Source organism: Nocardia australiensis, from assembly GCF_020733705.1.
GTDB lineage: Bacteria > Actinomycetota > Actinomycetes > Mycobacteriales > Mycobacteriaceae > Nocardia > Nocardia australiensis.
In genome coordinates this window covers 1,809,143-1,822,946 of sequence record NZ_JAJFZM010000001.1, presented here as the reverse complement: position 1 = coordinate 1,822,946, position 13,804 = coordinate 1,809,143, and the positions used below count along the sequence as shown (strand labels likewise).

The following is a 13,804-nucleotide window of genomic DNA, read 5'->3' as shown; positions in this document are numbered from 1 at the left end:
CGGCGTCGATCTTGCGATGATCAGTCGACGGCCGCCGCGCGGCGCATGGCCGACAGCGGGTCCGCGTACAGCGCGCTCAGCGAGGTCACCACGGCGGCGAATTCCTGGACCTTGCCGCCGAATCCGCTGATCCGGATGTCGGTGGGCGGCAGGCTGGAGGACTGTTGGAACGCGCGCGCCATATAGGCGACCGCAGGACGGTATCCGGTGAATGCTTGGCCACCGAGGATCACCCGGTCCGGGTTCAGCATGTCCCGAACCAGCGCGACGGTCTGACCGAGAATTGTCGCCCGTTCCGCAAGCAGTTCCCGTGCGGGCTCCGAGCCCGCCTCGGCAGCTCGGTACAGATCGGCGATGGTCGAGCCCGCGGTGCCGTTGTAGGCCGGGATGATCCCGCGCCCGACGGCCCGCGCGTGCAGCGACCGGTCACCGACCGTCACCTCGAGGCAGCCGCGCCTGCCGCAGGGGCACACCACATCGGAGCCGGTGGGAAGATGTGCGATAGAGCCGGGCCCATTGCTCGGCGTATGCACTCGACCGTCCAATGTGACTGCCACACCGGCGGTTTCACGGACATAGAAGTATAGACCGCTACCGCGTTCCAGTCCCGTGGCGCGGCCCTGTGCCGCCGCGTCCCGCAGTTCCGGAGTCGGGAGCAAAAGCTCAGCGGCGGCCATGGCCTCCACGTGCGGTGCCACCGAAACGGGCAACTCGAGCACGTCGCCGAGGACCGAACCGACCGGCGAGCCCTGCCAATCCAGCTTCGGGTGATCGACCACGCCGGTCAAAGGATCGACACGGCCACCGATCGCGACACCAGCCCACAGTGGCTTGCGCCGATGCCAGCGCTGCAGGAATGCTCTGGCGCTGCGTGCGATGGTCGTAGTAGCGAAGGCTTCCCCGGTCTGCGGGGTGGCGATGGCCAGACCACCGAGGATCCGGCCGCGCAGGTCGGCGGCGACGATTCTGGTTGCCGCCGCGCCGACGTAGATGCCGAGGGTCAGATACGCCTCGTGATCAATCTCGAACGGCACTCGCGGACGCCCCACCGCACCCGAGGCGGTCAGGTCCTGCCGCTCGCGCAGCAGACCGACGGCCAGCAGCGCGGATACCTGACGGTTGACCGTCGCAATGCTCAAACCTGTTGTGCGCGCGGCATTGTCACGGGAAACCGGCCCACCGATCGCGGCCCGCAGCACTGCGGCCGCCGGGTTGTCAGCGATGCGCAGTTCCGGGGCGACCACCGGGCGCTGTACACGAACACGACCGTTCGCGACCCTGGACAGGGGTCGCTCGAGGGTGAGGGACATATGGAAAATTCCTTGCTCCAGTCCCGTTTCGACGGGACATGCCTACACGTGTGACGACTAGGCAGCGCGCGAGCCGGAAGAAAGGCTCAGCTGCGGCAGTGGCGACAACACAGTTCCCGCGTCAACGGGAGCCGCAGACCCAGCGCGGCGGTCACGAAAGTGACCTGCGGGGCGGTGGGGCGGCTGGCAGACATGGGATCAAAGCTAACACCGAAACCGGAGCTCACCAACCCCTCTCGATGCCCCCGGAGCGACCCGGCTATACACGTCTCGCCGAAATCTTTGCCCCACATCATGTTCCGATTCTACTGTGGCCCACGGCACGTTCTATCCCGAAATGCCGAATGGGGCCGCCGATCACGGCGACCCCATCGGGTGACTTTCTTCCCCTTACGCGGCTTCGGCGACCGCTTCGCGCCGGGTCAGCAGTGCGGTAGCCGAGGCCGCCAGACCGACGGCGGCGACCGCCGCGACCAGGTACAGGCCGGGCCGGTACTGGGCAATGCCGGTGGCCGCGCCACCGCTGATCAGGCCGGTGACAATGGCCAGGACGACCGCCCCACCGATCTGACCCGAGGTCTGCACCAGCCCCGAAGCCAGGCCCTGCTCGTGATCGGCGATGCCCTCGGTGGCCTGCACCATGACCGAGGAGAAGCCGAGCGCGAAGCCGAGACCGAGCAACAGGAACGCGGGCAAGTAATCCACCACGTAGTTCGGATCGGCACTACCGCCGAGAGCCAGGAACCAGATGTAGCCGAGCACGAACGAGGCCATCGAGGCGATGATCATCGGGGTGGTGCCATAGCGGTCGATGAGCTTTCCGGCGACCGGCGAAACGATTGCCACGAGGACACCGGTCGGCGCCAGCGCGAGAGCCATCTTCAGCGGTTCCCAGCCGAGTGTGTTCTGCAGGTACAACGACACGATCGTCTGGAAGCTGATGTAGGAACCGAAGATTGCCAGCGCGGCCAGATTGGCCCGCACGATCGACTTGACCTTGAAGATGCTCAGCCGCACCAGCGGATGGGCAACCCTCTTCTCCACCGCGAAGAAGCCGCCGAGCAGGACAACGGCCAGCACGCCGGTGATGATCACGCCAACGGTGAGACCCGACTCGGGCGCGGTGACGATTGTGTAGACCGCGGCGAGCATACCGCCGGTCAGCAGCGCGGCACCGGCGAAATCGATACGGCCCGGCTCCTTTTCGATATTGCGTGGCACCACGAAGTAGGCCGTGACCACGACGGCCGCGACGACCACGACCGGGACGTAGAAGGTCAGCCGCCAGTCGATACCGGTGAGCAGACCCGAAACGATCAGGCCGGAGGCATATCCGGTGGCGCCGAAGACCGTAAAGATCGACAGCGCGCGGTTGCGATCGTGACCTTCCTTGAAGGTCGTGGTGATGATCGAAAGCGCCGCGGGCGCGGTGAACGCGGCGGCCACACCCTTGATGATTCGGCTCGCGATGAGCAGGGCACCGTCATCGACCAGGCCGCCCGCTAGCGAGGCGAGGCCGAAGACGACCAGCGCGGTCAGGAAGACCTGGCGCCTGCCGAGTAGGTCGGCGGCTCGTCCGCCGAGTAGCAGCAGGCCGCCGTAGCCGAGGATGTAGCCGTTGACGATCCACTGCAGGCTCTCGGTGTTCAGACCGAGCTCCGAACCGATGGACGGCAGCGCGACGCCGACCATCGAAACATCGAGGGCGTCGAGAAACATCGCCAGACCGGCGACGAACAACACGGCCCACAGCATGGGCCCCCAACGATCGGGGGTGTGTGCGGTAGGTGAGGTAGTCAGAGTTTCTGGTGCGGAAGCCGTCAGAGTCACGTCGGCTAATTTAAATGCACGCGCATTAGTTGTCAACACATGTAATGCAGCCGCATGAACCTCCAGGTCGAGCAGCTTATGCCCCGATCCCGGACACCACGGGTCCTATTCGCCCGGAGCCGGAGCAGGCACGCCGAAGGGCTGGTTGATCGTGTTGAAGTACTGAATAGCTGCACCGACGGCCACCGGAGTGGTGCGGAAATCTGACCGAGCAGCGTACCCAGCGCATCGATGGCAGCAATGCCGCCGACGCAACCGACCGCCGCGGCAGGAATGAATGGACCGAACAGACCGATGATGGTCGCGGACGCGACGGTCGCACCGGCGATACCGCCGAGGACACAGCCGGTGATGCCGCCGAGTAAAGCGCCGAGAGTGGCGCCCGCGCTAATGCTGGTCAGCCTGCTCCAGGCCGCCTGCTCGCGGTCGTATTCGGTAGGTGCCTATTTTGCCGCCTGTTTCGCGGCGGCCTTCAGCTGTTTCTTGAACGCGCGGACTTCCAGCAACGACTCAGCGTCGACAATGTCGGCGGCAGAACGACGCGACCCTCGCTCCGAATAAGCACCGGCCGCTTTTTCCCAGCCCTTCGGCTGAACCCCGAGCTGTTTACCGAGCAACGCGAGGAAGATCCTCGCCTTCTGATCGCCGTACCCCGGGAGCGCCTTCAGACGCTTCAACACTTCTTTGCCGTCGGGATCACCGGCGGTCCATATCACGGCGACGTCGCCGTCGTAGTGTTCGAGCACATACCTGGCGAGCTCCTGGGTCCGGCGCGCCATCGATCTGCCATAGCGGTGAATCGCGGGCGGTGTCGCGCACAACTGTTCGAACGCTTCGGTATCAGCCTCGGCGATCCGGCGGATATCGAGCCCACCCATCCGGTCGGCGATCTTCTTCGGCCCCCGAAAGGCATGCTCGAGCGGGAACTGCTGATCGAGCAACATTCCTGTCAGCAGGGCGAAGTCGTCCTGCGATAGCAACTTGTCCGCCTCGGGTTCCTGCGCGAGGCACAGCTGGTGGCTCACCATCACCCGATCATCGCACTTCGGCACGGGTACGGGTTGGCTACCCCGAAATGCGATGACTCAGGCGAGCACCCCCCAGCGATAGTGCCCCGAAATATTCGGCTACCCACCGACATCGAGCCACGTTAGCGTTCTGCGCAGCAAGAGGATTCAATGGAAGGACAAACTTGTGAAACGTGCAGTCATGGGATGTGCGACGGTGTTGGCTTTCGCCCTCGGCGGCGGTATGGCGATGGGTACGGCGGCGGCGGCTCCGGGTCTTCCGCTCGAGCCGGCCCCGGCGAACAGCGCGCAGGTGGCCGCACCCGCCGCCGGCGCGTCAACCGGATCGGCCAATGCCCTGCTGCCGAACATGTCGATATGCCCCTTTTCCGCCGACTTCGCCGGTTGCGACGGAATGCCGTGGTGATCCGGCGACCGTAACGCTGCGCTGCGGCTGTACAGATTCCGCCGCAGCGATCGGGATTTCGGCGGCCCGGGCGGGGATGTCAGCAAGATCGTGATTCAGCTCACATCCCCGCCGAGCAGCGCAATGAGGGCCCGCGTAGGCTCGCGCCCATGCCTCAGACGACGGCCATCCCGAAGGACGGAATCGAGCCCATGGATATGCGCGGGTTGCGCCCGGACCGCTTCGACAGCGCGGGCCACGATCAACTTGTCGATGTGCGCGACCTACAGGCAGCACTGCCGGGCATTCGGCGACTACGCAATTGGGCCCATGACGCACTCGCGCTACAGCCCGGTGAAGACGCCGTCGATATCGGCTCCGGCACCGGCTCCGAGGTACTGACCTTCGCGGACGCGGTCGGGCCGACCGGCACCGCGCTCGGCGTCGAACCCGACCCGAACCTGCTCGCCGCAGCCGAACGCCGCGCCACCGACCTCGGTTCGTCAGCCAAATTCCATACCGGCGACGCCTACGGCCTGCCCTTCGGCGCCGACAGTTTCGACGCCGTGCTCTGCGAGCGCGTATTCCAGCACCTCACCGCGCCGCTGCGTGCCGCGAACGAGATCGCGCGCGTACTGCGACCCGGCGGTCGCGTCGTGGTGATGGACAGCGACTGGGGAACCGCGATCGTGCACCCCGGTGACCGGCGGGTCGTCCGCGATGTCGTGGACACCCTCGCCTCCGCGACCACCAACCCGCTGTCGGGACGCAGGCTGCCCGGGCTACTGACCAAGGCAGGTCTGGTGATCGACGAGATCGGCTCGCACGCGCTGGTCCAAGACCGCAGCGTCGGCGCCGGATCACTGGTCACCCGCATCTCGGCGATGGCGGTCGCACGCGGCGTTATCACCGAGACCCAACGCGAACAGCTGATCGCCGACCTACAGGCGGGCGCGGACAACGGCGACATCCACCTATCGGTGACGATGTTCGCGGTTTTGGCCCATAAGCCAGGCTGACCGCGACAACACGGCGAACCAGAACACTGCGGGCGCAATACCGAATCGGTATTGCGCCCGCAGTGCGTATCGAGACCGCTCGGCTACTTCCCGAGCAGTTTTTCGGTGGCGGCGAGCAACACGCAGGTAGCCAGACCGTCCATCGCTTTCTCCAGTTCCGGCAGCTGCGGGAAGCTGGGTGCGAGGCGAATGTTCTTGTCCTCCGGATCATTCCGCAATGGGAACGGGGCCCCCGCCGCGGTGAGCACGATTCCGGCCTCCTTGGCCAATGCGACCACCCTGGCGGCGGTGCCCTCCAGCACGTCGAGGCTGATGAAGTAACCGCCCTTCGGCTCGGTCCAGGACGCCACCTTCGAGGCGCCCAGTCGATCCTCGAGGATCTTCAGTACCAGTGCGAACTTCGGCTCCAGCAGAGCCCGATGCTTCTGCATATGCGCGCGCACACCATCGGCATCCTTGAAGAAGCGCAGATGACGCAGCTGATTGATCTTGTCCGGCCCGATGCTCTTCTTCGACGCGTGCCCGAGATACCAGTCCAGGTTCGCGGTCGAGCCGCCGATGAAACTGACACCGGCACCAGCCAGCGTGATCTTCGAGGTGGACGCGAAGACGATGGGGCGGTTGGGGTTACCGGCCGCGGCGGCCAGCCCGAGCACGTCGATCACCGGCGCGGCAGTATCGGTCAGCGGATGCACCGCATAGGCGTTGTCCCAGAACAACCGGAAGTCCGGTGCCGCCGCCGGCATCGAAACCAGTTCCCGGACAACCTCTTCGGAGAAGACCACGCCGGTCGGATTGGAGTAGCTCGGTACGGCCCACAGACCCTTGATCTGCGGGTCGGCCGCCAGTAGCTCGGCGATCGCGTGGACATCCGGGCCATTGTGGTTCATCGAAACCGGGATCATCTCGAAGCCGAGCGCCTCGGTAATGGCGAAGTGCCGGTCGTAGCCGGGGCTGGGGCACAAGAACTTCACGGTGGGCTCGGCGGCCCAGCGGCGCGGGGAATCCGGGGTGCCGTGCAGCGTCGCGTAGACGATGACGTCGTGCATCAGCTCGAGGCTGGCGTTGTTGCCCGCGAGCAGGTTGTCCACTGGAATTCCGAGCAGCTCACCGAAGATCGCGCGCAGCTCCGGAAGCCCTTGCAGGCCACCGTAATTGCGGCAGTCGGTGCCGGTGCCGTCACGGAAGTCGCCCGAGCCGGGCAGCGAGAGCAGGTCCGCGGAGAGGTCGAGTTGTTCCGGCGAGGGTTTGCCCCTGGTCAGATCCAGCGTGAGCTTCTCGGTCCGGAGCGTCGCGTAATTCGAGGTCTGGGTCTCGTGTTCGGACACGAGCTCCGCGTGGCTCATCAAACCGATCTGCGTTTGCCGGGGCATCCTGGGCAGCCTTTCGAAGCAACAAAGGGGCTAGGGGTTGATGTCCGGCCGATGTCCATCTGACCGTCGGCGGACCGTAGTTCACGTTACCCGGCTGTTGCTCGGAATTGGGAGGGAATATAGGGCCGGGCCTTCGCCCTCGCGACGCTCCAAGCGGGCGGATGGAAATTCGTCGCCCGAGCAGTAGATATAGGGGACCCCGCGCACCCGGCAGAGCCCGTTGACCCTTGCTGCCTTCCGGCCCTGGGGGAGTTCACAGGATGCGCGCCGCGCGGGATCCGATGGCCAGTGTAGCGGCATCGATCCCACTCACCCATCCGGGGCCCACACACGTCGGCGATCACTGGCTACGATCTGTGCAACATCGGAGGGGCTCTCCCGATACCCGAGGGGATGAACAGGTGGCAGACAACAACGCACACGGCGGCAACGAGGTACCCCTCGGCAAGCCCGGTGAAAGCTCCGCGGAGGAAACCAAGCAGTGGTGGGAAGCGCCGAGCGCCGGCGATAGCGGCGCCGACCCGACGATCCTGCGTGGCGACGCCGATCAGTTCGCGCCCCCGCCGCCAGCGCCGTACGCGGCGGGCACGTCCGGGCCGTACGCACAGCCCTCCTACACCCCGCAACCGCAGCCCTACGCGCAGCAATCCCAGCCGTACGCGCAGCAATCCCAGCCGTACGCGCAACAACCCCAGCCCTACGCGCAGCAGTCCCCCTACGCGCAGCAGTCTCCCTACGCGCAGCAGCCGGCGTACGGACAGCCACCCGTGGGCCCGCCCGGTTACCCGGCGTCGCCCTACGGCGGCCAGTACCCGAATCAGCCGCGCCGCCAACGCAGCAAGACTCCGTGGATCGTCGGCGGGATCGCCGCGTTCGTCCTTGTCGTGGCCCTGGTCGGTGGTCTGGTCGTGGCCGCGCGGAGCGTCAGCGGTGACGACGACAAGTCCTGGCAGGGCAACTACGCCATGGACAAGGTCACCAATTCGTGCAACCTCGTCGACGTGACCATCCTCGGACAGTGGGCGCCGAGCCAGAAGGAAGTCACCCACACCGAGAACCAACCCGATTCGCGTTGGGGCGGCGGCTCGCTGAACTGCCGGGCCCGCAACGAGGGCACCGGCATCAATGACGCCACCCTCACCATGGACGCGGACTTCGCCAGCAAATACGGCTCACCGTCCTACAAGTCCTGGAAGGAATACGACACCGGCACCTCGGGCACCGGCCGTGCCTCCGGGGCGATCAGCAACCTCGGTGAAGAGGCGTATTTCTCCTCGAAGGAGGACGCGTCCAGCTCCTTCAACACGCTGGACTACACCGTCGGCGTCCTGGACAGCAACCTCTCCGTCCAGATCCAGATAAACATCTACTCCAAAACCTCGATCGATAAGTCCGCGGTCGCCGCCGCCGGTGAGGCACAGGCCAGAAAGGTCTTGGCCGGCCTGCGTAAATAGCCTCCGACCTGCCCAATTTGGCGACTGACGGGGTGCAACCGGTATGCTGCTGCACGGAGGATTCGCCTAGTGGCCTATGGCGCTCGCCTGGAACGCGGGTTGGGTTAACGCCCTCAGGGGTTCAAATCCCCTATCCTCCGCCAGGGCAAACGCCCCTGATCCAGCCTTAATGGCTGGTCAGGGGCGTTTTTCTTAATTGCGCTATCGCTGCCGGCAAACGCTCAGTCTTGTTGCCCATAAGGGCTTATTAGGGCGGTTTCAGAGCCGATCACAGCCGTTTCCGCAGGTGGAGGGCGTGCTGACCGCGTCAACAAGCCTCGGGATAGGGGATCACATCCCCTATAGGGCGCTGGTAGTTGCGACCCCTCAGCGCCAGGTCCGCGATTGCCCCCCGAGCTGCTGAGCCAGCTTCCGAACCGTCGGCTTGGGATCGGGCTACCGATGCAACCAGACCACCCGCGCCTTCAACTCGTCGGGGTACTTCTTCGGTGCTGCCACGAATGACTCCTCCTTGGTCCTATCGGACCATGCTCGAAGCCCTCCAAGAAGGCAGGAAACCTCAGCCCCACTCGAATTGGGTAGCAGTTGCCGGGGTTTGTACCGTTGTTGTCAGTTTCAAAGTCCGTTTCATTGATTTTCGGAGCCGTATTCACTGGTGCACCCAGCAGCACCTACCGCCCACACCCACTGGAGATTGCGCTGGCCCAGCCGCGGCGCGAATATTCCGGCCGGCATACAACACGGGTGAGTTCGAAGTTCCGCTTTCCGGAAGCGGTATCCGCCAATTGCTGATACGGCGATCGCCGGGCCCGATCCGGCAACCTCGCCGAATGTTCAATCGGCCCAGGACGTGTTTCAATCACCTACTGGAGTGGGGATATTCGCAATGTCCTTGTCGACAAACACGATTCGGAAACTCGAATAGTCCACATCGCGTTCTATGGGGCCCAAAACCCCAGGGCAACAGATACTTCGGTCAAATCCACTGCATTGCAGTCTGTTTCGGCGCTGATTATTGGGTGGGTTCAAATCCCCCATCCTCCGCCAATGGGTACGCCCTGGTCGCGACGCCGCGCACTGCCAGACGAAACTGCGGCGGGGTTCAGTCCGATTGCGTCAAGGCCGACTCATAACTACCCCTTACGGCCACGTGGGTGCGCGGCCGGGAATCGCCCGCGCACCCACGTGGGATCGCTCGGTCAGATCAGGGCTGACCGGTGGCGAACGCGATCACGGCGTCCATGAACTCCTGGCCACCCATGACGTATCCGCCGATCAGTGCGCCGGCCGGGATGCTGATGAGCCACAGGAAGGGGACGAACGCGCCGATGACACCACCGATGATGATGCCCGGCAGGTTCTTGTTGACCTGCTCCATGAGCCGGTCGTACGAGCTGATGTCCTTCAGCCCCGCGATGTCCTGCAGTTTGGCGGTGTCCTGCGGGGTCATAGTCGGGGTCAGCGCAACAGTGCGACGGTCCGCGCTGATCTGCTGGCTCACCGCGATGGGGAGCCCCGCGACCTCGGAACGCAGCGGCACCTGGTCCACCGTCGCGCCGTCGTCGGATTTCAGCAGCACTGCGGCACCGTCCGAGGCGAGCTCGAACCGGCCGCTGTCGACCGCCCAGGTGATGACCTTGTCAGTTGGGGAAACCGTTGTGTGGTAATTGATTCCGTGCGCAACACCAGAAGTCGCGTCCCCCGGGGTCACTGCCGCCGGCTGGTCGCTCGCCACGACGGGCTGTCCATTGGCGGTGGCCGCGGTAATCCCCACCGCGGTGACGGCCATGAAAACGGCAGCAGTGATCTTTCCGAACTTCATATTTCTTGAATTCCCTCCACTTTGTTTGCCCCCATGACAAGGGGACAGGATCAGAACGTTAGCGTGCGGAATTTGTTGTCGCGCATTGGGGTTTTGTTGCTGCGAAACTTCAGCAATAGCTAGGATTTGGCTACCGACGGTAGATGTGGTGCCGCGAATCAATATGCGAGGCAGTCAAGCCCTACGTGCGATGCCACACATTTGCTCGAACCGAGCTCCCGCGATGGTCCCCGCCGGATCGCGAGTGCGCCGTAGGCCCGGTCGATCGGCGCCTCTTCCCATCCCGCTACCCAACCAAGTCCCGCTCCCCAACCAAGTCTCGGCCACGTCCATGCTAAACAGACACGAGGACCTGATCGAGCAATCGAATTCGCGTCATGATGGGCCTGCGGGGCACGAGTCGGGGATCTCCGCCCTTCACGCCGATTTTTTCGCTGGTGGAGTCGTTGCGGTCAGAAGGTGAATTGGTCGCCGTATGCGGTTGTCTGCACCAACCCCTCCGTGGTGGAGACCGAGGCGGTGACGAAGGGAACCGCCGCCACCGGGGAGGCGCATTGGGAGACGTTCAGCGCTGTGTTGTTGAACGCGATGTGGAACGGGAAAACCGTCGCGCTGTCCAGGTTGACCGTCGCCGTGGTCGCGGTAGTGACCTCGCCGGGCGCCAAGGTCACCCCCAGGTTTTCCGTTAGGCCGAGCGAACCACCGACGCTGGGCCCGAGGCTGAAACTGGGGGGAGTGACGCTCGGCGGACTGATGCTGGGAGCACTTGTCGCACTGGGCACGGCGGCGCTCGGAGGGCTGAATGACGGGGGGCTGAATGACGGGGAGATGCTGTAATCGAGCCCCTGCTGGGGCGAAACTCCGACGCCGACGCCGCCGGCCACACTGATCCCGCAGCCGAGCAGGAACCCGGCGACGGCCTGACCCGATACGATCGAGCCCTCCTCCACGGTGACCGAGTAATTCCCGGACACCTGCGTCGCATGCGAGAAGGTCATGAGGTAGTTCGGAGTCCGGTCACCAGGCGGGTTCACCTCAATAGAGTCGACCGACGCCATCAGATGAACTCCAGAGCCGGATACATCCGTACCGGGCGGCTGGGCATGGCTGGGTTCCGCGTTACCGATCCATAAACCAGCGGCGGCTGAACCGACCGCGGCAGTAGCCGCCACAGCCATAATGAACGGACGTCGCATACCCGGGGCCTCCACTCGAAGCAGATGTGCATTGGCTCGATATCGCAGAATCAGATCCCAAATAGCTAACGATCGGAAAGCATAACGCGGACACCGTGCCGATCGGTCGCCGCGGCAGGCGTGTCGACGGTCCCATCCTGCGGGAACAGAAGGAACATCGGCACGAGTCCAGTCCCCATGATTCCGACGATCCATCTGAAGATGAAGTTCGGGAGCTGCCGTGCCCCGCCACCTCAGCGCTGTACAGCCTCGAATACCACCGGCAAGCCGTCGGGCCGCGGCGCGACGCGGGTGCCGAACGCGTGGCTTATGTGCTCGATTGTTTGGCACAGCCATTGGCATTCACTGTGCGCGGCCGATTCGAGGCGCATGCGTCGAATTCGCAGCGGAATCAATCGCACCTGCATTGCATCGGGTTCGATGGATATGAGATACAACAGACGAAGGTCGGGGCGGTACCGCGCATGCCCGCCGATGCCTTCGTAGTCGTCGATGACGTCGCCGCATCCGTACAGAATCGGTTTACCCCGGTAGATCTCGATCGGCCGCGGATGATGTGCGGAATGTCCGTGCACCAGATCCACTCCGGCATCGATCAACCGGTGTGCGAACTGAATTTCGCTCAGCGCCACCCCATAACCCCAGTTGGGTCCCCAATGTATCGAGACAATGGCGGTATCGCGATCACGCTTGTGCGCCAACACTTCTGACGCCACACCGTCAGCAGCGCGAAGGCTCGGTGCATCGCCGATCCGCCACAGCCCCGGCCGACCGCGGCGCGCCGCCCAGCCCGCCGGGACCCCGCTCGATCCCACGGCGATCGAGACGATCACCACCCGGCGTCGGTCATCGAGTTCGAATAGTGCTGGGGCGCAGGCATTATCGAGATCCTCACCTGCTCCGGCCCGCTGGATGCCCGCGATATCGAGCGCGTCGAGGGTGTCGGACAACCCGTCGGTACCGAAATCGAGGACGTGATTATTGGCAAGTGCGCAGACGACGGGCGCGATGGCGGTCAAGACCGGGAGGTTGTCCGGGTTCATCCGGTAGTGGATGCCCTTGGCGGGCGCGAACCAGCCGTCGGCGGTGATCGAGGTCTCCAGGTTGATCAAACGCACCTGCGGGGCGAATTGCGCGAGGATCGGCAGAACATCACCCCATGGCCTGCGGAAATCCACGGGACGGGCAATCGGGCCGTGCGCGAGTTCGGCCAACTCCACATACGTCCGCGCATCGTGCACATACTGTTCGCGCAGCATCGGATCGCCGGGTTGCGGCAGGATCTGGTCCACGCCGCGGCCAAGCATGACATCGCCACCCAGTAGCACCGTCGCCACATCACCATTATCGATCCCGGCCACCGGGATCGGAGCAAATTGGGTCGGCTCCGGTGCTGGCGGCGACCGATGGTGCGGTCCTACGATCAGTGAGTCGGGGAAATGTCAATAAACTCGACAACTCGGCGGGGTACGTCCACACGACGAAACTCGCTGGAAGAAGGTAGTGATCATGACCAAACGGACCCACAGCACCGGCGGCGGCCGGCTGCTCGTGAAGGTCGCACTCGTCGCAGCGGCGATGACAGTCCCAACGACGGCGGTGGCGGTTCCCGCAATGGCGGCGCCGTCTACCCCCGGTGTCGTGCGGACGGATTACCCCCAAGACCGCGACAACCAGCGGTGCGACCGCGACGACAACTGGCGCTACGGCAACAACGATCAGCGCGACCGCGATGATCATCGATGCGACCGTGACCAGGGCAATGACTGGAACTACGGTTGGAACAACATGTTTCCCAATGGCATGTTCGGCAGTAGCTGACCGAACCGATCCGGCCATTTCGAGATAGCGCCATCGGCCTCGCGCTCGAGCCGGTCTCCTACCCCCAAACCCCGGCACGACGATGGACAGCACGGTCCGGCTTCTGGTTCGGCCGATCGCCCAGAAAATTAATACATATTCCGAGCAGCGAAGTATTGACTGGAGGCAGAACTAGAGGAGACTAGTTATTACACCGGAATACCGGAGAGAGTCGCGTGGTCAGCGGAGACGTTCGGCGGCTACGGAGACGCTTTTTCAGGATCTGGCCAGGCCCCCGGCAAGCCAATCGAAACCGGAGCAGTCAGCGACGACTGAGGCTCATGGATTCGATGGAGACTACCGGGGACTGTTCTGTTCGGGGGTGTGCCGGATCTTGCGGCGCAGGTCGATGACCTCGAAAAAGCCTCGCGCACAGTCACGTAACGGTGTCGTCTACGCCGAACTCCCGGGCACGCAGCATTCTTTCGACCTGTTCCGCTCACCACGGTTAGAGAGTGTGGTCGACACTGTCGAAGCCTTCCTGGACAGCGTCGTACCGGCCGACTGACCGATAGCTGCCGGACATA

Annotated in this window: 12 protein-coding genes, 1 tRNA gene, 1 other RNA gene and 1 pseudogene; 6 read left to right on the top strand and 9 right to left on the bottom strand. The window is 64.3% G+C overall.

What is annotated here, in order from left to right:
* Positions 1-20: 20 nt before the first annotated feature.
* The 4 genes and pseudogenes from LKE06_RS08225 to LKE06_RS08210 all read right to left on the bottom strand — a co-directional run bounded on the left by LKE06_RS08225 (position 21) and on the right by LKE06_RS08210 (position 4,168).
* The gene (locus tag LKE06_RS08225; RefSeq protein ID WP_227998011.1) at positions 21-1,310 is read right to left on the bottom strand and encodes an ROK family transcriptional regulator; all 1,290 of its coding nucleotides are present in this window, start codon (positions 1,308-1,310) and stop codon (positions 21-23) included.
* 390 nt (positions 1,311-1,700) lie between these two features.
* Complete coding sequence (locus LKE06_RS08220; RefSeq protein WP_372477298.1) at positions 1,701-3,176, bottom strand: MFS transporter; 1,476 nt, start codon at positions 3,174-3,176, stop codon at positions 1,701-1,703.
* Positions 3,177-3,245: 69 nt separating this feature from the next.
* Positions 3,246-3,577 (bottom strand): annotated as a pseudogene (locus LKE06_RS08215) (hypothetical protein); the annotation flags it as partial.
* A 6-nt stretch (positions 3,578-3,583) separates the two neighbouring features.
* Positions 3,584-4,168 carry an HhH-GPD-type base excision DNA repair protein gene (locus LKE06_RS08210; RefSeq protein ID WP_227998009.1) on the bottom strand — a complete coding sequence of 195 codons (585 nt, stop codon included), beginning with the start codon at positions 4,166-4,168 and terminating at the stop codon, positions 3,584-3,586.
* 166 nt (positions 4,169-4,334) lie between these two features.
* Here LKE06_RS08210 and LKE06_RS08205 point away from each other — a divergent pair, with 166 nt between their 5' ends.
* Both LKE06_RS08205 and LKE06_RS08200 read left to right on the top strand, forming a co-directional pair.
* Positions 4,335-4,574 (top strand): hypothetical protein, encoded by a 240-nt coding sequence (locus LKE06_RS08205; protein WP_227998008.1) that lies wholly within the window; start codon positions 4,335-4,337, stop codon positions 4,572-4,574.
* A gap of 149 nt (positions 4,575-4,723) precedes the next feature.
* The gene (locus LKE06_RS08200; protein WP_372477297.1) at positions 4,724-5,572 is read left to right on the top strand and encodes a methyltransferase domain-containing protein; all 849 of its coding nucleotides are present in this window, start codon (positions 4,724-4,726) and stop codon (positions 5,570-5,572) included.
* A gap of 83 nt (positions 5,573-5,655) precedes the next feature.
* Here LKE06_RS08200 and LKE06_RS08195 read toward each other — a convergent pair whose 3' ends face one another.
* A complete protein-coding gene (locus tag LKE06_RS08195) occupies positions 5,656-6,945 on the bottom strand; it encodes an aspartate aminotransferase type Ic (protein WP_305082792.1) in 1,290 nt (429 codons plus the stop codon).
* A 188-nt stretch (positions 6,946-7,133) separates the two neighbouring features.
* Positions 7,134-7,228: signal recognition particle sRNA small type (gene ffs / locus LKE06_RS08190), an RNA gene on the bottom strand.
* A 118-nt stretch (positions 7,229-7,346) separates the two neighbouring features.
* Between ffs and LKE06_RS08185 the strand changes: the two genes are divergently transcribed.
* Complete coding sequence (locus LKE06_RS08185; protein ID WP_227998007.1) at positions 7,347-8,399, top strand: hypothetical protein; 1,053 nt, start codon at positions 7,347-7,349, stop codon at positions 8,397-8,399.
* 55 nt (positions 8,400-8,454) lie between these two features.
* Positions 8,455-8,542, top strand: a tRNA-Ser gene (locus tag LKE06_RS08180).
* A gap of 1,061 nt (positions 8,543-9,603) precedes the next feature.
* Here LKE06_RS08180 and LKE06_RS08175 read toward each other — a convergent pair.
* The 3 genes from LKE06_RS08175 to LKE06_RS08165 all read right to left on the bottom strand — a co-directional run bounded on the left by LKE06_RS08175 (position 9,604) and on the right by LKE06_RS08165 (position 12,778).
* Positions 9,604-10,221, bottom strand: coding sequence for a DUF8020 domain-containing protein (locus tag LKE06_RS08175; protein ID WP_227998006.1), 618 nt, complete (start codon positions 10,219-10,221; stop codon positions 9,604-9,606).
* A gap of 452 nt (positions 10,222-10,673) precedes the next feature.
* Positions 10,674-11,255, bottom strand: a complete 582-nt coding sequence (locus LKE06_RS08170) for an MspA family porin (protein ID WP_308188318.1) — start codon at positions 11,253-11,255, stop codon at positions 10,674-10,676.
* A 395-nt stretch (positions 11,256-11,650) separates the two neighbouring features.
* A complete protein-coding gene (locus LKE06_RS08165; protein ID WP_227998004.1) occupies positions 11,651-12,778 on the bottom strand; it encodes a CapA family protein in 1,128 nt (375 codons plus the stop codon).
* A gap of 148 nt (positions 12,779-12,926) precedes the next feature.
* Here LKE06_RS08165 and LKE06_RS08160 point away from each other — a divergent pair, with 148 nt between their 5' ends.
* Both LKE06_RS08160 and LKE06_RS08155 read left to right on the top strand, forming a co-directional pair.
* Entirely contained in the window at positions 12,927-13,238 is a 312-nt protein-coding gene (locus tag LKE06_RS08160; protein ID WP_227998003.1) for a hypothetical protein, read from the top strand.
* 388 nt (positions 13,239-13,626) lie between these two features.
* Positions 13,627-13,785, top strand: coding sequence for a hypothetical protein (locus LKE06_RS08155; protein ID WP_227998002.1), 159 nt, complete (start codon positions 13,627-13,629; stop codon positions 13,783-13,785).
* The last annotated feature ends 19 nt before the right edge of the window (positions 13,786-13,804 follow it).